The 22,794-nt window shown below is 42.4% G+C and carries 15 protein-coding genes; 1 reads left to right on the top strand and 14 read right to left on the bottom strand.

Annotated features, from left to right (window positions below; genetic code table 11):
• Positions 1-24: 24 nt before the first annotated feature.
• The 12 genes from JI65_RS01370 to nifJ form a co-directional block, all read right to left on the bottom strand.
• Entirely contained in the window at positions 25-2,622 is a 2,598-nt protein-coding gene (locus tag JI65_RS01370; protein ID WP_191013579.1) for an AAA family ATPase, read from the bottom strand.
• Between the two features lie 488 nt (positions 2,623-3,110).
• Positions 3,111-4,262 carry a hypothetical protein gene (locus JI65_RS01365; RefSeq protein ID WP_191013577.1) on the bottom strand — a complete coding sequence of 384 codons (1,152 nt, stop codon included), beginning with the start codon at positions 4,260-4,262 and terminating at the stop codon, positions 3,111-3,113.
• Between the two features lie 10 nt (positions 4,263-4,272).
• Complete coding sequence (locus JI65_RS01360; RefSeq protein WP_191013575.1) at positions 4,273-4,890, bottom strand: TP0733 family outer membrane beta-barrel protein; 618 nt, start codon at positions 4,888-4,890, stop codon at positions 4,273-4,275.
• Positions 4,891-5,177: 287 nt separating this feature from the next.
• Positions 5,178-6,590: an amidophosphoribosyltransferase gene (gene purF, locus JI65_RS01355; RefSeq protein ID WP_191013573.1), complete on the bottom strand. Its 1,413-nt coding sequence runs from the start codon at positions 6,588-6,590 to the stop codon at positions 5,178-5,180.
• 571 nt (positions 6,591-7,161) lie between these two features.
• A complete protein-coding gene (locus tag JI65_RS01350; protein WP_191013571.1) occupies positions 7,162-7,506 on the bottom strand; it encodes a PqqD family protein in 345 nt (114 codons plus the stop codon).
• Positions 7,496-9,379: an OPT family oligopeptide transporter gene (locus JI65_RS01345; RefSeq protein WP_191013568.1), complete on the bottom strand. Its 1,884-nt coding sequence runs from the start codon at positions 9,377-9,379 to the stop codon at positions 7,496-7,498. Before JI65_RS01345 ends, JI65_RS01350 begins: the two co-directional genes overlap by 11 nt.
• Before the next feature lie 171 nt (positions 9,380-9,550).
• Entirely contained in the window at positions 9,551-10,075 is a 525-nt protein-coding gene (locus JI65_RS01340; RefSeq protein ID WP_191013566.1) for a CAP domain-containing protein, read from the bottom strand.
• Between the two features lie 76 nt (positions 10,076-10,151).
• On the bottom strand, positions 10,152-10,976 hold the full coding sequence (locus JI65_RS01335) for a polysaccharide lyase family 7 protein (protein WP_191013563.1): 825 nt from the start codon (positions 10,974-10,976) through the stop codon (positions 10,152-10,154).
• A 332-nt stretch (positions 10,977-11,308) separates the two neighbouring features.
• Positions 11,309-11,938, bottom strand: coding sequence for a hypothetical protein (locus JI65_RS01330; protein WP_191013562.1), 630 nt, complete (start codon positions 11,936-11,938; stop codon positions 11,309-11,311).
• Between the two features lie 263 nt (positions 11,939-12,201).
• Entirely contained in the window at positions 12,202-13,155 is a 954-nt protein-coding gene (locus JI65_RS01325; protein ID WP_191013561.1) for a PIN domain-containing protein, read from the bottom strand.
• Positions 13,152-13,652 carry a hypothetical protein gene (locus tag JI65_RS01320; RefSeq protein ID WP_191013560.1) on the bottom strand — a complete coding sequence of 167 codons (501 nt, stop codon included), beginning with the start codon at positions 13,650-13,652 and terminating at the stop codon, positions 13,152-13,154. The genes JI65_RS01325 and JI65_RS01320 overlap by 4 nt, the downstream gene beginning before the upstream one ends.
• 285 nt (positions 13,653-13,937) lie before the next feature.
• Positions 13,938-17,468, bottom strand: coding sequence for a pyruvate:ferredoxin (flavodoxin) oxidoreductase (nifJ, locus tag JI65_RS01315; RefSeq protein WP_191013559.1), 3,531 nt, complete (start codon positions 17,466-17,468; stop codon positions 13,938-13,940).
• Between the two features lie 383 nt (positions 17,469-17,851).
• Between nifJ and htpG the strand changes: the two genes are divergently transcribed.
• Entirely contained in the window at positions 17,852-19,822 is a 1,971-nt protein-coding gene (gene htpG, locus JI65_RS01310; protein WP_191013558.1) for a molecular chaperone HtpG, read from the top strand.
• 110 nt (positions 19,823-19,932) lie between these two features.
• On the opposite strand, the gene JI65_RS01305 is transcribed toward htpG, so the two are convergent.
• Together JI65_RS01305 and JI65_RS01300 are read right to left on the bottom strand one after the other, a co-directional pair.
• A complete protein-coding gene (locus tag JI65_RS01305) occupies positions 19,933-21,177 on the bottom strand; it encodes a hypothetical protein (protein ID WP_191013557.1) in 1,245 nt (414 codons plus the stop codon).
• A gap of 484 nt (positions 21,178-21,661) precedes the next feature.
• Entirely contained in the window at positions 21,662-22,585 is a 924-nt protein-coding gene (locus JI65_RS01300) for a helix-turn-helix domain-containing protein (RefSeq protein WP_191013556.1), read from the bottom strand.
• Between the last annotated feature and the right edge of the window lie 209 nt (positions 22,586-22,794).

Raw genomic sequence — 22,794 nt, 5'->3', positions numbered from 1 at the left:
TTTATCATTTTCGATTGCTTGTTTTCAATCATCAAGAAAGTTTGCGGCATTATCGTTCGGGCGAGGGATTTTTGATTCCGTCTGCCCGCCAGTTGGTCGCTGAACCGTCAAAAAATCAATTTCGGTCTTCCATTTGAATAGTTTTTTGTTTGCGTTAGCCAAAAGAAGATTTTTGATTTTTGAAAGACTTTCTTCGCCCAACTCCATAAAAATGGCCGCGCCGTAAGCTGAATTTTTTTTGTCGAACCAGCGTTCAATTTCTTCTTCAGAAATTCGCCGTTTTTCTTCGATTGATTTTGAAGCCGTTTTTACCTCAAAATTGAATTTTTCGAATGATTCAGCGATTGTTTTCTCGTTCCAGGCAAAAAGCGGATTCTCCTCGTCGTGAAAAAATTTTTCTTCCGCCTGACGCATTTTCCCCAAAATCACTTCAAAAGTATCTCTCGTAGAATCCGTAAGAATCTGTTCGCGCACAAGCTCGCTTATCCGCTGCCCGTTAGACGGAATTCTCTGGGAAATGACGATTTTAAAATCCTGTGCCAGCACGTTGATTTTTTGCGGAGCGGCAAGCTGATTTTCCGGCGTAAAAGTCTCGCTCGATTCATCGTCCGTGAATGAAAAATTTCGCTTTTCGTTTTGACCGTTTTGCTCGTTTGTAACTTCGTTAAAAACATACGAAAGCACGTCCACGCTATCTTGGGAAACGAACGGGTCTCGAAAGAAAACTCTGTCGAATTCAAGATTGCTCTGCGCAAACTGTGCAAGAATCGCCGAAAAATCTTCCGCGGCAAGAAAATTTCCTGGCTTTTGAGGGCGCAAAAAAAGTTCCGGGCGGTCAAGGTCATCCAAAGTGCGGCCGTACTGCTCAAGAATCTGCTTGCCCTGCTCAGTGCGGCACACGCCGCAAGTTACGCCCTCCGGTGTTTTTCGGGCAACTTCCCAGAGCAAAAGCCCGTCGTCCGCATTCCAGACGAGCGAACGCGTGTGCCTGGAAAGGCTCGACATCTGAATCATCGCGTTCCTGATTTTTGTGAGCACCTCCGCATGATTTGAGTCCAAGCGGCTCCGCCAAGATTTATCGGCCCGATCAAGTGCAGTTTCTTTTCGCTCGTCACGCGGAGTAAATGTCAGGTTCTCATCTTTTACGGTGCTGTTCAGGTTGAAATTTTTATTTATCCACCATTCCCCGATAGGATTTGAAAAATCCCTCGCAAAGTGCGGAAGCGGATGCATTCCGGTGTTCGAGGAAGTCGTTGATTCCACAGTATTCTCAAGAATCGCAGAAATTTGTATTTCGCGGCGGCGAAGAACGTCCTCACGGATTTTTGCCTCGTAGCCTTGTTTTGTTGGCGTGTAGAAAACCCGGCCAACGAGCGCGTCCGGCAAATATTGCTGGGCTACCCAGTGGTCACGGTACGCGTGAGGATACATATACCCTTCGCCATGCCCGAATCCCTCTGCGTCGCGATTGTTGTCCCGCAAGTGATTCGGCACTTCAACGTCCTCTTTTTCAACCGAAGCAAGCGCGTCAAAAAAAGCCATTGAGGAATTTGATTTTGGGGCTGTGGCCAAATAAAGTGCCGCGTGTGCCAAAAAATACCGACCTTCCGGCATTCCAACGCGGTCAAATGCTTCGGCACAACTCTGAACGACGCTCACAGCCTGCGGGTCAGCCAAACCAGTGTCCTCGCAAGACGAAATGAGCATTCGCCTAAAAATAAAATTCGCGTCCTCGCCAGCCCGAACCATTCTTGCAAGCCAGTACATGGCAGCGTCCGGGTCGCGTCCTCTCAAAGACTTTATGAATGCAGAAATTATGTCGTAATGATAATCTCCGTCGCGGTCGTACAAAACAACTTTTTTTTGGATAGATTCCTCGGCTGTTTCCTTGCTGATGTAAATTTTGCTTCCCCACGGCGGAACCGGCGTTGCCGAATACGGAGACCACTTTTCCGGGGTTGTCTCAACGGCAAGTTCCAAAGCATTCAAAAGTGAGCGGGCATCTCCGTTCGCAGTGTCCACAAGATGTTCAAGCGCGCCTTTTTCAAATTCAACCTGCCAATGCCCGTAGCCACGCTTTTCGTCGTTAAGTGCCATTTGCGCGGCTTTCATCAAATCGTCTTTTGTGAGCGGCTTTAGCTGAAAAACACGACTTCGGCTCACAAGTGCTTTGTTCACCTCAAAAAATGGATTTTCCGTGGTCGCACCAATAAGAATTATCGTGCCATTCTCCACCCACGGTAAAAGCGCGTCCTGCTGGGCTTTGTTCCAGCGATGAACCTCGTCCACAAAAAGGATTGTTCGCCGGCTGTACAATTTAAAATAGTCCTCTGCGCTTTTTATTGCCGTCCGAATGTCAGCAACACCCGTAAGAACTGCGTTCAGCGTTATAAAATTTGATTTTGTATGATTTGCGATTACGCGGGCAAGCGTGGTTTTTCCGGTTCCAGGAGGCCCGTAAAATATTACTGATGTGAGCTGGTCTGCCGCAATTGCACGGCGAAGAAGCCTGCCTTTTCCTACAATGTGATTTTGCCCAATGTATTCGTCAAGATTTCGCGGTCTCATTCTAGCCGCAAGCGGCTCGTGCTGCGGTTTTGCCGCGTCAAATAAATCTGCCATGCGTTGATTTTATCATGTTTTTAGGTATCGTGCAGTAGCTTGTAAAAGCAAATGCCATTAACGTTGAAACCGTAGTTAATTAAAAATTACTGTCATGCTGAAGTCATTTCAGCATCTACGGTTACTGAGCGAAGCCAAAGCAAAGCTGCCGAAACAAGTTCAGCATGACGTTTTTTTGTGGTAAAGACACTGCCGACAGGTTTTGGCGTTCCTACAAAGTGCCCCACCAAAGCGTAAGTTTTGGGAAACGCTAAAATCTCTTTTTTTGTTCAGAAAATTTTACTTGTGCGTTTCCGAAAACTTGCGGGGGCGGCGAAAATGCACTTTTAAGATTATAACTTTAAGTCCGCCAGTCATTGCTCCGCGAGTTTTGGGAAACGCTAAAGTCTCTTTTTTGTTCAGAAAATTTTACTTGTGCGTTTCCGAAAACTCGCGGGGTGCGACAAAATGCACTTTTAAGATTATAAGTTTAGCTCTGTCGCACCCTTTTATTCTCTGTTCCAAGAACCGCGGGAAGCAAAGTAAGCCCAAATTCCGCAGTTAGATTGCGTTGCAGATGTGCTTGAACTTGAACCCGAATAGGTTGTTGTACCGTAAACCGAAGCCGACTGCTCTGCAAAAGCAGGGTTTATCGTAAAGACAACATGAACTTCATAGTACGAAGAAAGAGTTGATGCAGCATTCGTGTCAAAATCAGAAACGCCGGAAGCCGGAACAGAATCTGTAAGGGCACTGTGCTCAATTCCGTCTGCAGTACCAACAATAATATAATCCTGCGTAAGAGCCATTGAATAGATTGTCGAACAGTTCAAATCAGCAGAATCCCAATTGCTGCCATCAGTCGTGTAATAAACTAGGTCACTAGACGAAGCATAAAGATACGTTGCAGGAACGGCGGCAACCTCATTTCCGTTTGAATCCGTGTATGCAGGAACTTCGTTCGTAGCCATTGCTTTTCCAGAAGAAAAATACACAGAGCCGTTAAACCAAGCACAAGAAGAAGCCCCTGTAGTAGGAACCGTAGAACGATCATCATCACCGGTTGTAAGTTCTTCTGCAGTCTCACCATTCAATCTATAAATCTTGTATGCCTCTGTCGGTGAATCATAAACACGTAGGTAAGCAAAACGGTGTGAAGAGTCATAAGCGTTCGTACAGAACAAAACAGCCTCGCCGCTAGTAAAGCGAGAAACTTCCGCCCCGTCAGAATTCGAAATCGTAAGTGGGCCAGACCAAGTTTCTCCGTCAGACGAATACCAAATCTCGCATCCCTGACTTTCAATTTCGCCGTCATCCTCGGTATCTTCATCAAGCAAAGTAAGCTGTGCATAAAGATAAGTAGAATCAGCTGCAAGCTTATTAACATATTTGTAATCAGCAGTAACGTCCGTCGGTTTTGAAGTCTGAACCCAATTATGAGCGGAATTCAAATTAGCAGCCGATTTCTTCCATATATTTCCGTTCTGCGCATAAATATCCGAACCGAACCAAACTATTGAGTTTACAGAACCAGAAATCTGAGCATCCTCAAGTTTAACTTCTTTTCGAATGTCATCAAAAATAACATCCTGGCAAGACGTAAAAGCAAAAATCGAAAGAACCGAAAGGGCAATGAATGATTTTAAAATTGATTTTTTCATTGGTAAGCTCCTAGAAATGATACCTTGCAGAAATTAAAGCCGAACCAAAGATTCCGTAGTCATTCTTTGAACTGTCTTTGTACCACTGTGGCATATAAGTAAAATCACCTTCGATTCCAAATGACCAAGAAGGATTAACTCTGTAGAAAACGCCAGCCTGACCTTTAAGAACAAGTCCTGGAAAATAAGTGTTGTTCAAATAAGTTTCCATTGCACTTCCAACGCCAGCTGTAATCGGGAATTCAAATTTTTTGTAAGTCGGCTGGAACATAAAGTTGAACATCAAAGGAACGTATGTAAACACGTTGCTTCCGATGGTCGGATTGTAACCGAAGGCAATGTCGATTCCCCAAGCCATCCATTTGTTTATGAAGCGATGATATCCGAGCTGACCGGCACCGCCAGTAGAAAGCTGGCCGTCACGGAAAAGCGGAAACGAACCGCCAAAATTCAACGGAAAAGTAACCATAAGACCGATTTTTATGAATTGATCACCGGGTTCATTCATGTTAAAAGAAATGTCTTGTGATACGATTGGCTGTTCAGATTCAATATCATCATTAGTTTGTGCAAAGGTCAATGAACCTGCCAAGAAAAGAGCACTAAAAAGCGCGATAAGTCGTTTCATAAATCCCACCAAAATTGAATGCGTAGAAATTTTAAATTAATCTCGTTCAAAAATCTAAAATCCGTAGAAACTACGAATTGAAGATAGCGAACAAGTAAGTTTTCGTTAAAAAATCAGAGTTAGAATATACTATAAAACAGTATTTATGTGTACTAGCAAGAGACCTGTTCGAACACCTCTATCTAGCCCTGATTTGTTCAACATAAAGAAAATAGCAATTCTGTATTTTGGTTACAGTTTGAAGGTGGTTTCGACGTTGCTCAACCACCGTATTTTCTGTTTAATTTTCAGACTGGATAGCTACCAGAAAAACAGCCTTCGCAGAATCCGTTTTCGCCCAAAGCTTTTTTCATGCCGGAAAGCGAGATGAACGCGAGTGTGTCCGCCCCGATTTCTTTTCGAATTTCTTCAAGTTCATGCGTGCTTGAGATAAGTTCGTTTTTGCTCGGCGTGTCGATTCCCAAGTGGCAAGGGAATTTTACAGGCGGTGAGCTTACCCTAAAGTGCACTTCTTTAGCGCCCGCGCGACGCAAAATCTGAACAAGACGATGGCTCGTAGTTCCGCGAACGATTGAGTCGTCAATCACAACCACGCGCTTTCCGCTCAGGTCGCTGGAAATCGCATTCAATTTTACGAAGACCATTTTTTCGCGTTCTTTTTGTGTCGGGGCAATAAACGTGCGCCCGATATATTTGTTCTTTATGATTCCTGTAACGTAGGGAATTCCGCTCGCACGGGCATATCCTAGAGCCGCGCCGATTCCTGAGTCAGGAACGCCAACAACGCAGTCCGCCTCACTGCTCGACTCCTGTGCGAGAACTTCGCCCATTCTGATTCGCGCTTCCTGAACCGCGATTGAATCAATCACGCTGTCTGGACGGGCAAAATAAACGTATTCAAAAATACAAGTGCATTTTGGAGCCTTTTCGGTCGGCAAGATGGATTTTATTCCGTCTTTCGTGATTACGACGATTTCGCCAGGAGCCACGTCACGAACGAACGTACCATTCATTGCGTCTATCGCGCAACTTTCCGACGCGAGGATGAACGATTTTTCTTCGTCAGGGATTTTTCCGAGGCAAAGCGGCCTGATTCCGTTTGGGTCTCGCACGCCAATCATCATGGTTTCGGTCATAATGCAGAGCGCAAACGAGCCTTTTATTTCTTTTACGGCCTGCTTTACCGCATTTATAAAAAGTTCAGAATCAGAATCAATTGAATCAATCATCAAATTTTTTTCAGTTCCGAGTTTTCCGCCGTTTTCAATAAATTTTCTAACGATAAGCTTTAGAATCACTTCGCTGTCTGTTGAAGAAGAAAACGTGCACCCGAAGTTTTCAAGCATTTCACGCAATTCTGCATGATTTACAAGCTGACCGTTATGGGCGAGCGCAATTGAGCCTGCCTTGAAGGTGTTTAAAAACGGCTGTGCGTTCTCGATTGTTCGTCCGCCGGCTGTAGCATAGCGAACGTGCCCAATCGCCATATTTCCTTTGAGTTTTTCAAAATCAGTCTGCGTAAAAATATCGCCAACCAGGCCCATCTCTTTTTTGAGATGAATTTTTTCTCCATCACTTACTGCAATTCCTGCACTTTCTTGTCCGCGATGCTGCAACGAGACAAGTCCAAAATAAGTGAGAGCCGACGCATTTTCAGGGCCATAAATGCCCACAACGCCACATTCGTCATGCAACCCCATGATTTTTCCTCAACATAAAAGTTTCTGCGCAAAAAAAATGCATGACTCGCCCTAAGACAAATCATGCACCATTGCAAAAGGGATTTTACTGAAAATTCGAATTACACTCAATGGGATAAAGAATCAATAACTTTAGCTTCCGCATTATAAACTTGCATGTGTAAAAAAAGGCATGATATTTTTTGTCACCTCGAGCATAGTCGAGAGGTCTACAAACGATAGATGTCTCAACTCGCAATTGTCCGGGAACTGCAGATGTCTCGACTTCGCTCGACATGACAGAACGGCTGGCAAGTTCAGACGCTGATAAACGCAGATGCACACGGATGGGACACAGATAGTAAAAAAAATAAGGCATGACGGTTTTTGTCACCTCGAGCGTAGTCGAGAGGTCTACAAGCGATAGATGTCTCAACTCGCAATTGTCCGGAAACTGCAGATGTCTCGACTTCGCTCGACATGACAGGGTTGGACGCTTGGAATGACTAACTCTTTTCGGAATCTCATGCGCTCGATGCAGGGCACGGATGCTGAATCGAGTTCAGAAAGACTCTGCTTTTTGTTTTCAACGCTACGCTTTTCTAACAAACTCGTACCGCATCAGCATTTTTAGGTACATCGTAAGGCGCGGATAAAGCGGCTCGGCTTTTTCGCCAAAACATTCGCTCACATCTTTGCCGAGCTGCTCAACATTTTTTTTGCCGTCGATTTTGCTCCAGATGAACGAACCGAATTTCTCAAGATGAACCTGAGAGAATCGCGGTTTATTCAGAAGTTTTTGCATGAGAAAGTTGAAAAAACCTTTGTTCTCAACAAAAATCGTGACTTCTCCCGACTCGCTTGTTTCCGAACGGAAGAAGTCATTTTTTGTAAGTACAAGGTTCAAAAAATTTTCTGAATCCTTTTTATTTTTCATCTTTGCGTGGACGAGCAGACATGTAAAGCGCGCCAATCATAACTGCAAGCATGACGATTCCGCCGACAAGACCGAATGAATGTGCAGAAAAATCGATTTTTTTAGCGCCGCCGCAAACCGTAATGATTGCAAGAATGATTCCGACAATGCCCTCGCCCGCAATGAGGCCTGAGCTGAACAAAACGCCGTTAGAGTTTTTCTTCTCTTCACTCTTGTTCTTTTTGTCCATGATTGCCCTCAAAAGACCGCCAATCATAATCGGGGCCGAAAGCTCAAGCGGAAGATAGATTCCGATTGCGACAGCGAGAGACGGAAGACGGAGAATCTCGAAGATTGCAGTACATGCAATTCCGATGAAAATGAGTCCCCACGGAAGATTTCCGTTCATTACGCCCTCAGTTACGATTTTCATGAGCATTGCCTGAGGCGCAGAAAGCTCAGCCGAACCGAAGCTCCAAGCTTTGTCCAAGAGAACGAGAACTCCGCCGATTGAAAGGGCCGAAACAACTGCCCCAATCAATTCTCCAATCTGCTGCTTTCTAGGAGTTGCGCCCAAAAGGAATCCAGTCTTTAAATCCTGACTCATGTCGCCTGCAAGACAGACGATGATACAGATAATTCCGCCGACAGTGATTGCACTTACCATTCCGCTTGTCGATTCTCCGCCGGTGAGCTTCAGAATCAGCGTTGCAAAAAGAAGAGTCGCGATTGTCATTCCAGAAGCAGGGTTGTTGCTGGAACCGACAAGGCCGACCATTTTTGAAGAAACTGTCGCAAAAAAGAATCCGAACACTGCAATAAGAATAACGCCGATGATTCCGACTTTTACAGGAGGAAGCACGAGAATCAGGATAAGCATCAAAAGTGTTCCGAAAAGAACGAATTTAAAATCCAAATCTTTTTCAGTACGAGTTTCTGCTGAAGTTTCAGCGGCAGAGTGTCTGAGACCTTTCATTGCGCTTGAGAAAGTGTTAACGATTGTTGGAAGAGACTTGATAAGGCTCATAATTCCGGCGGCAGCCAATGCGCCAGCACCGATGTATCTGATGAATTTTGACCAGATTGCTCCAGCACCACCAGCAGCATAAAGTTCCGAAACTGAAATTTCAGCCGGGAAAAGAATTGAATTTCCGCCGAAGAGAACAATTACAGGAATGAGAATGAACCAAGCAAGAATTCCGCCCGCAAAGAGATATGAAGAAATCTTCGGGCCGCAGATGTAGCCAACACCGATTACAGCCGGATAAACTTCCGTCGCAAAGAGCGTCTTAAATTTTTCAATCGGAACTTCGATTGCGGCAGGAACGAGCTTGAATCCGTCGATGATGAATTTTACGACTGCTGAAAATCCCATTCCGCAAAAGATTGTCTTTGCGCCGTTACCAGATTTTTCGCCAGCAAGAAGAACTTCCGTACAAGCCTGTGCCTCAGGATACGGAAGAACTCCGTGTTCCTGCACGATGATTGAATTTCTGAGCGGAATCATAAAAAGAACGCCCAAAATTCCGCCGATTACAGCGATGAGTGAAATCGAAACAAGGCCAGGCTCTTCAATAAGGCCTTCCTTTGCCCACAAAAAAAGAACAGGAAGCGTAAAAATACAACCGGCAGCGACAGATTCGCCTGCAGAACCGATTGTCTGAACCATGTTGCTTTCGAGAATCGAATTCTTTCTGAGAATGATTCTTGTGATTCCCATTGCGATGACTGCGGCAGGAATTGATGCGGAAATTGTCATTCCCACACGAAGACCAAGATATGCGTTTGCCGCGCCGAAGACGATAGCCAGCAGCACTCCCGAAACCACCGAAGTGATTGTAAATTCCGGAGATATTTCCTCTGCTGGAATATAAGGTTTAAAATTTTTTTCCATGCCAATGATTTTAACAGTAAATGCCTATTTTCCCAACAGTTACGGGCACGTTCTTTTTATAGATTCCGAAGTTTTCCTGAATTTCCGTACCAAAAAGCAGTCTTTCCAAATTCTGCCAATGTCGTTCCGAAATCCTTTAGGAATCCGTTTTACTTTTTGACAGGCCCGTAATTATTTTGCGAGAATCATGCACCAGTAGTATTTATATGGTGCTTCAGGGCAATAAGCATACGCGATTCCGATGCGGGTAAAATTTTTTCCGAGCATATTGCGCCTGTGCCCTTGTCCAGCATAATTCTCGTTGTCTTCCTTCCACGCATTAAATGCAGATTTTCCGTTTTGCTGGCCTGCGGCAATATTTTCTCCAACAGCAGAATAAGAAATTCCAAGGTCTTTTAAAACGGTAAAGCAGCTTTCTCCGTTCGGGCGGGTGTGGGAAAATTTGTTTACAAGTTCTTCTGCCCGAACCGCAGCCGCCTTGCACAAATCCTCGTCCAGCGAAAGTGCCGAAAGTTTTCCGACAAGATTTGTTTTTGTGGAATTGTCTTCGTTCCAATAAAAAGCTTCGTTTCCCGTGCGAAAAGCATTCGTCAAATTAAAAACATCAAGAACTTCAAAAATTTCAGATTCTCCCTCAGCACAGCCAATAAACATTAAACAGAAAGCTGCCAAGACCCCTAAAAAAATTCGTCTCATAAAATCACCTCACAAAAGATATAAAGAATATTTCAATACGAGCAATTTCAAGTTTTGCATGACCAATTATTTAGAATTAGTCACCCGAAAGGTTCACTTTTAAGTCACGAATAAAGACTTCTGAAAAAATCTTCGGAGAATCTTTGTTCTGATAATATATGCCGGCTTTATAATAGTTTTCGTAAGTGGATTCAACATTTTCATGAAAATTGTGAGTGGCATATTTTTTGCCGTCACGATACAAGTTCAGAACTTTATTGTCCACAGAGATTTTGATTGTAACTTCCTGTTTTTGTAAAATGGAACCGAGACTGTAGTTATGAGTTTTTCCATCGGCCTTTGTTGTTCCGTCGCGCTCATAATTATTCACTTTAGCGGTAATCATTCCGTTTTCCACTTCAATCCTGCACAAAGGCGAATCCTTTTTGTCGCATTTTTGGAGAAACTGCCCCACCGTAAATTTTGCGCTAGAAAAATCTGTCGAAGTCAAAAAAAATGTATACTCAAGGGAAGTTTTATCAGCTAAAGTCCATTCATTTAAATGCCTCAGTTCACTGCGCACCGAAGAGCCGTTTTTTGATTTGCCTTTGTCGCTGGCATCCAGAGAAAAACGCATGTAGTTTTTTCCTTCTGCGTCTGTGTAAAGCGAAAAATACCTGTTCTTCAATTCGGCTGTCACGCCCGCATTAATCATTCCGCCCTCTTCCGTTCCGCTCGGATATTGCAGGTTCCACTGCTCATAGTTTTCCAAAGCGCAACTTCCGCTCTTTCGCTGGGAAAGTTCCGCTTGTGAACAATAGTGAGTTTCAATCACCGGGAACTTCTGTGAATCTGCCGTCCCGCCATGACTACAAGAAAGTAAAAGAAAAATAAAAGTGCACGAAAGAAATATTTTTTTCACAAATCCGCCTTTTCAAGTCAAAACAATCTAACGATAATCTATCACATTAAGAATGCTGACTTCAAGAAAAGTCGAAACGGACAAACTGAGCGAAATATTTATTATGCCCGATTTCGACTTTTTACAAAGTACGTCATTCCGAACTAGTTTCGGAATCTATTTTCCACAGGAAGGCAGATGCTGAGACAAGCTCAGCATGACTCTTATTTGCTATTCGTCATGCTAAGTTATTCAGTTCAGTCATTGAGATAGCGGCATAAGTTCAACCAACAAAAAAAGGGCACGCCCGACAAAAATCGCCTTGCGTGCCCCGTTTGTATTTTAAGTTATTTTTACAACGTGAATGCTACACCAATTTTTGGCTGAATGTTAAATCCTGTAGCTGCGTATCCGACTCTAACATCATCGTCTATCTCTTTAAAAGCTGCCACGCCTACATTGTATAAAACTCCTAAGTTTCCGAACAAACCAACATGTTCATTAAAACGAATTGTGTAAGAAACTTCCGGTCCGATGAAGAACAAAATTGAAAGAGTATCTGTAGTTATTTCTGAACCTAAAAATGTTTCTGTTTTGCTAAGATTCTGAACGCGCAAACCTGTGTTACCAGTAATTGAAAGTGTCATTTTTTCATTGTGAATTGGCGAACCTCCCAACCCCACAAAAAAATCAAAATCCACACCACTCAAATCTTCATTATTGACATAGCTTTTAACATCGCTTGTACTTGCATAAGCAATACCTGTACCGATTTTAAAAGTAAATCCACCATTTGCAACATGTGTGTAGTCAAAGAATGCTCCAACGCCAGTGCTTGAAAAATCAGTTTCTGAGTCTGTATCATCATCGCTCACTGTAAGATTCGTAATTGGAAAGTAAGTTCCAACATGAAATGTATTTTCTGCAAACAAAGCCGAAACTGAGAAAATGGCAACAGCCGCCAAAGCTAAAAGTTTTTTCATTTTAAACTCCAATGAAATTTTTAATAGTTTTGCGATTATACTCAAAAAAAAATAACAAGATATTTAGCCAAGAATACAGGAAGTTGAACAAAAAAAACGCTCCCCAAAAGGAATCTCTTCCTCTCAAGGGAGCGTTTTCATTTTCAGTGATTTCTCCTCCGCTCAACCACCACCGTCGGTCACTGAGCGAAGTCGAAGTGACAATTACTTATACAACTCAACCAGCTTCTGCAAGTGCTCGAATCGTACATATTCTCTCATACCTATTGCAAATTGCGGAGTGCATTTTCAAAGGCAGTTTTTATTTTTTGTTTCAGTTCGTCTGGTGATGGAATATCGTCCATTTGAACATCATGCATAACGATATTTTCCTGAATGGCGCCTTTATTTGTGGAGTTATGTACGTGAAGCGTACCGGTCATTTTACCCATTACCTTGCCGTTTAACTTTCCATAAATATCACCATTCATATTCCCAAGAATATTTCCGTTCAGTATTCCGTTTATGTCTCCATACATTGAGCCTTGAATGGTGCCGTTCATCTTACCGTTAATGTCGCCGTACATATCACCCAGGATGTTTCCGTCAAGGATTTCGTTAATGTCGTTTTTATAGTCGCCTTTTATATTTCCTTTAACACGGGCATTAATATCACCAATAGATTCTCCGTCCAAATCACTTGTGTAATTTCTATTAATATTATCCTCGTAATCTTCATAATCGTCTTCAAAATCATCATCAATTTCAAATTCTTCAAGCAAACCGTTTTTCGTTATCTTCGCAACTTCAATACACTTTGAACGGACAGAGCGCGAATCGCCCAAATCCCACACATCGGAAGCAAGTGCGACATCTTGTGTGATGAAAAGAATATTCTCTTTCAGACGAAGCTGCGTAAAAAGCGCAAGGAAATCGTTGTCAGCAAAGGAATGTGAAGAATCGCCGTATACTTCAAAGATGTTCTTCAAATTACCCTGTGTAATCAGTTCAAGAGCCTTTGTCGCATTCGCTTTCAGTTCTTCATCAGATGAAGATGTATGTTTTGTAAGCTCATTTAGGACTGTCTGCGTAATTTTGATTTTGTAATTGTTCCCTGTCAAAAATCCTGCGATATTGTTCATGCAGGTTTGAAACTGTTCGTGCAGAATGCTGCAAGTATCAATCCAAATCGAGAAGCCTTTTTTTGTATATTTTTCAAGAAACATTATTATTTTCATTGCTTTAGTCCGCTGATGAAATCAACTGCGGAGTCTACTTTTTCGATAGATAACGCTTCCGAAAGCATCTCTTTTAGAGAGATGTTTTCTCCATTTTCAGTGACCGCAAAAAAACTTGCTACCAACTTGTTGTTTTCTTCCAGACGGATTTCTGCTTTATTTCCGTAGCATAGTTTTACCATTGTAAATGTAAGAGTTTTGTTTGAGTTAGACCGAAGGACAATGCGTAAAGGAATTTGCAGCATTTGCGCAGATATACCACCATTCGACCAAAACTCAGGTGCTAAAATGGTTACATCCTTATAAACCTCAGAGGCTCTTCCAGGTTTATCCTCAACGACGCATGAGTTCTCGTCAGATTTTGAGTCATACCAAGACTTTTCAGTTATAACATGAGTCATATCCTTCTGTTGAAAAATCTTATTCCATTTTTCAAACTCAGATTCAAATGCTTCTTTTTTATCACTTTTCTTATTGCAATCAAATTTGCAGTTCATTCTTTCTCCCAAATTTGAGGTTTGCTTTTATTTCACGCTGTATGAATTGTTTGCCATAATTATATTTTATCATGAAAGAAATTCTTTTTCCCCTCAATAAAAACAAAAAACGCCCCTCGTAAGGAAAAATCCTCGCAAGAGGCGTTTTCATTTCGTATGGTTTGAGCCGCACCGAAGGTGTCGGCTCAGGCTTGTTTGACATGTGCACCAATTTTGCGAAGCAAAATAGTGCATCATGGCATTAAGCGTTTTATGCTGCGAGCCTGTGGCTCGTCAGCATGAAAACTATTTGTACAACTCAACCAGCTTCTGAAGATGTTCAAATCTTGCCTTAGCAGCCTGTTCGTTGCGGTCGAACAATACTTTTGCCCTCTCTGGGAACTTGCGAGTCAATGCTGAGTAGCGAGTCTCGTTGTTCAAGAATGCCTGGTAAGTTCCGTCGCCTTCTTTTGAAGTGAGGGTGAACGGATTCTTGCCTTCTGCCTTGAGTGCCGGGTTGAAGCTGAAGAGATTCCAGTATCCAGCTTTGACAGCTGCCTTCATCTCGTCCTGACAGTGGTTCATGCCGCCCTTAACACCGTGGAGCTCACATGGAGCGTATCCGATGATGAGTGACGGGCCATTGTAAGCCTCTGCTTCCTGGATGACTTTGAGAGCCTGTGCAGGATTTGCACCGAGAGCAATCTGTCCAACGTATACGTAGCCGTAGCTCATAGCGATCTCTGAGAGTGACTTTTTGCCCATCTCTTTACCAGCTGCTGCGAACTGACAGACTTCACCGATGTTAGAAGCCTTTGATGCCTGTCCACCTGTATTTGAGTACATCTCTGTATCGAATACCATGACATTGATGTTTTCGCCAGAAGCGAGAACGTGATCCAAACCGCCGAAACCGATGTCGTAAGCCCAACCGTCGCCACCGAAAATCCATACAGATTTCTTTGCGAGGTAGTCTTTCTGCTCAAGGATTTCTTTTGCTGTTGCAGAACCGTCTTTTTCGAGAGCAGCGATGAGGTCATCAGCCTTAGCCGCATTCTCTTTTGTGCTGTCTTTTGTAGCCATGAAAGCGTCGATTGCTTCTTTGAGAGCGCCTGTTGCTTCCATTCCGTTCAACTTCTCGATGAGGTTGTCGCGGATATATTTCTGGCCTGAGTACATACCCAAACCGTGCTCTGCGTTGTCCTCGAAGAGTGAGTTAGCCCAAGCCGGACCTTTCTTTGAGTCCTTGTTGATTGTGTAAGGAGCCGTTGCAGCAGGGCCACCCCAGATTGAAGAACAACCTGTAGCGTTAGAAATGTACATGTGCTCGCCGAAGAGCTGAGTAATCAAGCGAGCATAAGAAGTCTCGGCACAACCTGCGCATGAGCCTGAGAACTCAAGAAGCGGCTGGTTGAACTGGCTTCCTTTGACTGTGTTGTCGCCGAATCCAGAATCTGCCTTCTTTGAAACATTTGCAACGAGATAGTTCCAAGCTGGCTGCTCGCTCAGGCGAGTCTCCTGTGGAACCATTGTGAGTGCCTGTACTGGACAAACTGTTGTACATTCTCCACAACCCATACAATCGAGAGGGCTGACAGAAAGTGTGAACTTGTATTTTCCAGCCTTTGGTTTGAGGTCAACAGCTTTTCCGCCGTTCTTCTCGACTTCACTAGCTTCTGCGTCTGTGAGGAGGTATGGGCGGATTGTTGCGTGTGAACAAACGAATGCACAGTTGTTACACTGAATACATTTTGTTGAATCCCACTCTGGAACATTGACTGCAGTACCGCGCTTCTCATAAGCAGAAGCACCGAGCTGGAACTGACCGTCTGCGATGTCCTTGAATGCAGAAACTGGGAGGTTGTCGCCGTCCATGAGAGCGATTGGGTTCATGAGTTTTTCTACCATATCAACGGTAGCTTTTTCACCCTTGAGAGCTGGTTTAGCAGCATCTGGAGCAGGGTTCTTCCATGAGTCAGGAATCTTAACCTCGTGCAAAGCACCTGCACCCTGGTCAATAGCCTGACAGTTCATGTCAACGACTTCCTGACCTTTCTTAGAGAATTTTGCAACAACCTTCTCTTTCATGTATTTGATTGCTTCTTCAGCTGGGAGAACATTTGCGAGCTTGAAGAATGCAGACTGGAGAACTGTAGAAGTTCGTTTTCCAAGACCGATTTTTGTAGCGATGTCAACTGCGTCTACAGTGTAAACCTTGATTTTGTGCTCTGCGATGTATTTCTTTGACTCAGCAGGCAAGTGCTTGTCGAGCTCTTCGTCGCTCCACTGACAGTTGATAAGGAATGTACCGCCGTCTTTTACATCCTGAACCATCTTGTAGCCCTTGATGATGTAAGACTGGTTGTGACAAGCTACGAGATCAGCTTGATTGATGTAGTATGGTGAGCGAATTGGTTTGTCACCAAAGCGCAAGTGGCTGATTGTGATACCGCCAGTTTTTTTTGAGTCGTACTGGAAGTATGCCTGAATGTATTTGTCAGTGTGATCACCGATGATTTTTGTAGAGTCTTTGTTTGCACCGACTGTACCGTCACCACCGATACCCCAGAATTTACACTCAACAGTTCCTTCTGCAGATGTGATTGGAGCCGGTTTAACCTCTGGAAGTGAGAGATTTGTAACATCGTCTGTAATACCGATTGTGAAGCGTGCTTTTGGCTCTGCTTTTGCAAGTTCTGTGTAAACAGCAAATACTGAGCTTGGTGGTGTGTCTTTTGAACCCAAACCGTAGCGTCCGCCAGTAAGAACAACGTCGTTCAAGCCAGCTTCGCGGAGAGTTGCGGCAACATCGAGGAAGAGAGGTTCACCAAGTGAGCCTGGTTCCTTTGTGCGGTCAAGAACAGCAACTTTCTTTGCAGTTTTTGGGAGTTTTTCCAAGAATTTTGCAGAAACCCACGGTCTGTAAAGGTGAACTTTGATGAGACCGACTTTCTCGCCCTTCTTTGTGAGGTAGTCAATAACTTCTTCTGCAACGTCACAAATTGAACCCATTGCAACGATTACGCGGTCTGCATCTGCAGCACCGTAGTAGTCGAAAAGGCCGTATTTTGTGCCGAGTTTTGCATTGATTTTGTCAATGTATTTTTCAACGATTGCAGGGAGAGCGTCGTAAGTTGAGTTACAAGCCTCACGGTGCTGGAAGAATACGTCACCATTTTCGTGAGAACCGCGCATTGCAGGATGCTCTGGATTCAACGCATGAGCGCGGAATTCCTTGAGAGCGTCGTTCGGGAACATCTCCTTAAGGTCTGCGTAGTCCCAAGTTTCGATTTTCTGGATTTCGTGAGAAGTTCGGAAACCGTCAAAGAAGTTGATGAAAGCGACTTTGCCTTCAAGAGCTGCCAAGTGAGCAACTGGAGCCAAGTCCATAACTTCCTGAGGATTGCTTTCTGCGAGCATTGCGACACCAGTCTGTCGGCAAGCGTAAACGTCTGAATGGTCTCCGAAAATGTTCAAAGACTGAGTTGCGACACATCGTGCTGCAACGTGGAATACACAAGGGAGCTGTTCAGCAGCAATCTTGTACATGTTAGGAATCATCAGGAGCAAGCCCTGCGATGCAGTGAATGTCGTTGTGAGCGCACCTGATGCCAAAGAACCGTGAACTGTACCTGCAGCACCGGCTTCTGATTCCATTTCGATAACTTTTACTTTGTTACCAAAAATGTTCTTCTGACCGCCAGCGGACCAGTTATCAACCCAGTCAGCCATTGGTGAAGAAGGAGTGATAGGATAGATTCCGGCAACTTCTGTGAACGCATAAGCGACATGAGCAGCAGCCTGGTTTCCGTCCATTGACTGTTTCTTTCTGGACATATGTCCCCCCTGAAAATAGAAATGTAAGTATGATTTCATTATAAGCAGAAAAGTTAATTCTGAAAGGAAAATTATTTGAATTTTGGACATAAAAGCTAAATATTGAAATTTTTATTAAAACCCTTATATCCTTCAATACAATATCGCCTACATTTTAATGACCGCAATTGAAAAATTCAACACAAGAGACTTGAACTCAAATGGAATCAATTTTAACAAAAACGTGCATTTCTCATATTTTTTTGCCGTAAATTTGATTTTTTGATTTTTAAGTTGATTTCTGCACCGACAATCTTGCAAAAAAATCTTTCCGTTTGGCAGTTTTATTATTATCTTTCCTATAATGATTTTTAATTCAAAATTATACGAGGAGATGAACATAGATGGCTCAGTATCAGTTTCAGACAGAAGTTAACCAGCTTCTCAAATTGATTATTCACTCAATGTATTCAAACAAGGACATTTTCCTTCGCGAAATTGTCTCAAACGCTTCGGACGCTTTGGACAAGCTCAACTACCTTACGGTTTCGGACGAGGCTTATAAATCAATAACAACAACCCCAAGAATCGACATAACTTTTGACGACCCGAACAAAATCCTTACCGTTCAGGATTCGGGAATCGGTATGAACGAAGAAGATTTGAACAACAACCTTGGAACCATCGCCCGCTCAGGAACAAAAGCGTTCATCGAGCGAATCGCAGAAGACAAGAATGCAGGCGAGTCAAACCTTATCGGTCAGTTCGGTGTTGGATTCTACTCTGCATTCATGGCCGCAAAACAGATTAACGTTTACACTCGAAAGGCCGGCACTGACAAACTTTACAAATGGTCAAGCGACGGAACAAATTCCTATTCTATAGAAGAAATTAAATCAGATTCTGACGAGGCTAAAAAATACGGATTCGACAAAGCCGAAACACACGGTTCTGCAATCGAAATGCTTTTGAACGACGAGAGCAAGGAATACGCAAGCCGATGGAAGATTGAGGAACTCATCAAAAGATATTCAGACCACATCGCATTCCCAATTTACCTTCACTACACACAGAACAAATACGACGACAAGGGAAACATTACCGGTTCTGAGGACAAAGTTGACCAGGTTAACTCGGCATCAGCTCTCTGGAAGAGAAGCAAGAGCGAACTTAAAGCCGAAGACTACAACAACTTCTACAAAACAATCAGCCACGACGCGCTTGAGCCGCTTCACTACGTTCACACTCACGCCGAGGGAACCGAAGAATATACGACTCTGTTCTACGTTCCGCAGACTGCTCCGTTCGACATGTATCAGGCAGACTACCAGAGCGGCGTAAAACTTTACGTTAAGCGTGTTTTCATCACCGACGATGACCGTGAGCTTTTGCCGGCATATTTGAGATTCGTCCGCGGAATCATTGACTCAGAGGATTTGCCATTGAACGTTAGCCGCGAGATTCTCCAGCAGAACAGAATCCTCGACAACATCAAAAAATCTTCTGTAAAAAAACTTCTTTCTGAATTCAAAAAAATGGGAGAAGCCGCAGACAAAGCAAGAAAGTCTGAGAACAAGACTGACGAGGAAAAAGCTGCAATCGAAAAATGGAACAAATTCGTAAAGAACTTCAACAGACCAATGAAAGAAGGTCTTTACGGCGACTACGCGAACCGCGACGAAATTGCAGAAATCGTAAGATTCAAGTCTACCGACGAGTCTGGAACAGGCGATGAAAACTGGACAAGCTTTGCAGATTACGTTAAACGAATGAAGCCAGAACAGAAGGCAATCTACTACATCACAGGAACAGACGAGAAAAACCTTCGCCAGTCACCGCTTTTGGAAGCTTACAAAAACAAGGGATTCGAAGTTCTCATCATGGCCGACGACATTGACGACATCGTAATTCCTTCGCTCAACAAATACAAAGAATTCGACCTTAAAGCCGTTAACCGCGCAGGAAGCGACGACGAGCTTGGAGTTGACAAGGACGAAGCAAAAAAGAAGGAAGAAGCCTTCAAACCGGTTCAGGAAAAAATCAAAAAGGCTTTGGGCGAGCGCGTAAAAGACGTTGTTCTTTCAAAGCGACTTTCTGATTCGCCAAGCTGCATCGTAGTTGACGAAAACGACCCAGGATTCCAGATGGAGCGAATGATGCGCGCAATGGGACAAGGCGTCATGAACGAAGTTAAGCCGATTCTTGAAATCAACGGCGAGAACAAAATCGTCAAAACGCTCGAAACTTCAACTGACGACGCTTACATCGCAAACGTTTCGGAAGTCCTTCTTGACCAGGCACTTCTCGTAAGCGGCGGCGAGCTAAAAGACCCGATGGGATTCATAAAAGCAATGAACAAGCTCCTTGAGCGATAAACTTACAGGCTGCCCGCACTGCGGGCGGCCTTTTTATTTGATTAATTTCCGTAAAATTTCTTCGGTAAAGTTTGATTCCAAGGACTCTAAAAACAATTTCAGCTCATTTTCTAATATCCAAAATAAACATATTCCTTATAATCAAAGTCCAGCAAGCTTGATACACTTTTTTCCTTTTCAGAATAAAAATGTTGTCCTTCGTAATTTCCAAGTTGCTGCTCACAGAATGCCATTTTTTTATAAACCAATTTTAAGACAGGACTTGCATACACTAAATCATTCTTAAGCAGTTCTTTCCACTCTGACAGTGCCTTTCTGTATTCCTTTTTTCGGCCAGAATACATGGCTTTCTCTGTTGAAAAATAACTTATCCAATATTGCGGCCAGATATCCCTCGGATTGATTTCTTTTGCTTTGACCATGTTGTTCATAATGTATTTTATGCGGTTGTCATTTGCAGGATTTAACAAATAATTCTCTAGCCAGCCATATGAATATAAGACTTCAATATATTTTTCCAACTTGCTTAAATCATAAGGAAGTGTTGTTATTTTTTTCTTTTGAAGATTAATAATCGAAATAGAAAGTTGTTCATCTGAACAAGTAAAGTCATATTTAAATTCATCTCCAAAATAGTATTTTAAATAATATATAGTCAGCAAAAGTTGACTTTTTTTTGACCACACAGACATACCACTCAATCTAGAACCTTTTTGATTTTCAAATGAAAGAAGGTATCTTAAATTAATTTCTTCTGGAACATAAACATTTGGAACTCCGTATATTCCAATCGGTGTTAGACAATAATAATCATATTCCTTATTAGCACCATCCAGAAGAAACGATTCTAAAGTTTCTGGTGTAACAACACAATCTTTTTCACTATTGTAAATTACAGTTCGGTATTTATTTGTGTTAAATTGAAATATATCAAAGGTTTTAAACTGGTCTCTATAACTATCATTGAGATAACTTCCTAACATTTTCCACTCTGCTTGTGCAGAACTTTTGTTTAATAAAACAGACTCTTTCTTTCCATGTGCATCACCATAAAAAACCAGAGCCTTTTTATCCGAGTCAGCATTATTAAGCGTATCAATTATTGTTTTTTGTGCAATTTTGTCACGCTTATTCATAATAAGGGCTCTATTTTCGAACTCATCTTCTGTAAAATTAAGAGTTTCTTCAGCCCAAATACAAATTATCGGATCATCTAAATAAGTTCGATTTATACGCTTTATCTCTTCATACAACAAACGTATTTCAAACTTATGCGCCCAGGTCCCCCATGCAGGATATATAGAAAAACCAAGTATTTTCTGGATTATATAAATAATTGTCTGATTCTCCTTCAAAAAAAATATAACGTAGCCCTGCGTTGTAGAATCTTTGCAAATTTTCTTTTAAAAAAACACAAGGGTATACATCGGTATGACCTTCTCCCAAAAAAACAATCTTGCAGCTTTTAAGTTCGTTCTCTATTTTGGCAGCCGCACTTTGAGCAGTTCTTAAGTCATACTGAGGTTTACATGACAAAAGACTTGAAAATTGAAAAAAAATCAGCAGAAAAATAAAAAGTCTAGTTCGCAAAAAGTTCATTGTATAACTCCATAAAAGTTTTATTTTTGCTCTTTACAAGGTAGTCAAATACTAAATCTATCACATATCCACTGTTGCTAAGACTCATAGAAGGTAATGTGATATTGTTGTCGGATACTGGCAACTCATCTTTTTGCTCATGATTCTGAGAACACAGTACAAATAAATGCAAACAATTTTTTTTCATGCAAAAAGAGTATCACTTAGAAAACTTTTAAAGTTGAGGTTTCGCGAAAATGACTAATAATTATGCGTCGGAAGCGTATATGGGATTATTTTTTGAACGTATTCAATATGCTTTTGCAAACGTTCAGACTGTCCTTTTAACTCCATTATTGAAAAAGCCTTGTCGAGATATTTTATGCCCTCATCTTTTTTCCCTAAGTTAATTAAGCTGTATCCTGTGTTGAAAGCCATAACATCGAGAAGACAGAGTTTTCCTTTTTTAATGCAAAAATCTAATCCTGTTTTCGCAATTTCATGCTCTTCCGTAAAACGTGACTCTGACTCATACCAGTCCGAAAGGTTTGCAAGAACAACAGGATATTCTTTTTCCATCGATGTCTCGTCTAACTTTCCTGATTCATAATAAGTTTTCAGAAAAATCAATATTTTTTCAGCCATACCTTTTTTACCCAACCGACGTTCTTCAAGTGCAATGTTATTGAGAATCTGTAACTCCGTTGCTGTAAAATACTTCTCGTTGGAAAGGGTTTCTAAATCATATTTTGGGTAAGTGATTTTCAATGCTTTTATATATAGTAAAAGGATTTCTTGTGGCGGTTCATTTTTTAAATGCTTCTGAATCGCAATCATAAACAAATAAAACTGTTTTTCAAATTTATCCATTGGTTCAGGCAATTCTGCATATTCTTTTAAAAGCACACCAATATCTGTTCCCAAGTCTGCCAGAATATCAACAATCTGTTGCTCCAGCAAAGAACGCTTAAAGCGGACCTTTGTTACAGGAACATTATATAATCCTATCGGAAGCCCCAACCGCTCAAGCAGAGCTTCCATTACTGTTGCAGACGGATTTTGCAATCCATTTTCAATTTTTGAGAGAGTTGCAATAGAGCATATTCCGTCACAAAGAATTGACTGCGAGATTCTTTTTCTTTCTCTAGCACTTTTTATTGATTGTCCTACACTGTATTGTGGCATTATTTTTACCTCGATTTTTTTATATAAACGAATCATATCACAAATCGCAACGAATCATACATCGCAAACGTTTCGGAAGTCCTTCTTGACCAGGCACTTCTCGTAAGCGGTGGCGAGCTAAAAGACCCGATGGGATTCATAAAAGCAATGAACAAGCTCCTTGAGCGATAAACTTACAGGCTGCCCGCACTGCGGGCGGCCTTTTTTAA

Source organism: Treponema zioleckii (assembly GCF_014737315.1).
Taxonomy (GTDB): Bacteria; Spirochaetota; Spirochaetia; order Treponematales; family Treponemataceae; genus Treponema_D; species Treponema_D zioleckii.
This window is presented reverse-complemented; position numbering and strand designations above follow the sequence as displayed.

Bases quoted from the DNA above. Each gene is read 5' to 3' on its own strand.
- JI65_RS01370 (WP_191013579.1), bottom strand. From the start codon at position 2,622: ATGGCAGATTTATTTGACGCGGCAAAACCGCAGCACGAGCCGCTTGCG.
- JI65_RS01365 (WP_191013577.1), bottom strand. From the start codon at position 4,262: ATGAAAAAATCAATTTTAAAATCATTCATTGCCCTTTCGGTTCTTTCG.
- JI65_RS01360 (WP_191013575.1), bottom strand. From the start codon at position 4,890: ATGAAACGACTTATCGCGCTTTTTAGTGCTCTTTTCTTGGCAGGTTCA.
- purF (WP_191013573.1), bottom strand. From the start codon at position 6,590: ATGGGGTTGCATGACGAATGTGGCGTTGTGGGCATTTATGGCCCTGAA.
- JI65_RS01350 (WP_191013571.1), bottom strand. From the start codon at position 7,506: ATGAAAAATAAAAAGGATTCAGAAAATTTTTTGAACCTTGTACTTACA.
- JI65_RS01345 (WP_191013568.1), bottom strand. From the start codon at position 9,379: ATGGAAAAAAATTTTAAACCTTATATTCCAGCAGAGGAAATATCTCCG.
- JI65_RS01340 (WP_191013566.1), bottom strand. From the start codon at position 10,075: ATGAGACGAATTTTTTTAGGGGTCTTGGCAGCTTTCTGTTTAATGTTT.
- JI65_RS01330 (WP_191013562.1), bottom strand. From the start codon at position 11,938: ATGAAAAAACTTTTAGCTTTGGCGGCTGTTGCCATTTTCTCAGTTTCG.
- JI65_RS01325 (WP_191013561.1), bottom strand. From the start codon at position 13,155: ATGAAAATAATAATGTTTCTTGAAAAATATACAAAAAAAGGCTTCTCG.
- JI65_RS01320 (WP_191013560.1), bottom strand. From the start codon at position 13,652: ATGAACTGCAAATTTGATTGCAATAAGAAAAGTGATAAAAAAGAAGCA.
- nifJ (WP_191013559.1), bottom strand. From the start codon at position 17,468: ATGTCCAGAAAGAAACAGTCAATGGACGGAAACCAGGCTGCTGCTCAT.
- htpG (WP_191013558.1), top strand. From the start codon at position 17,852: ATGGCTCAGTATCAGTTTCAGACAGAAGTTAACCAGCTTCTCAAATTG.
- JI65_RS01300 (WP_191013556.1), bottom strand. From the start codon at position 22,585: ATGCCACAATACAGTGTAGGACAATCAATAAAAAGTGCTAGAGAAAGA.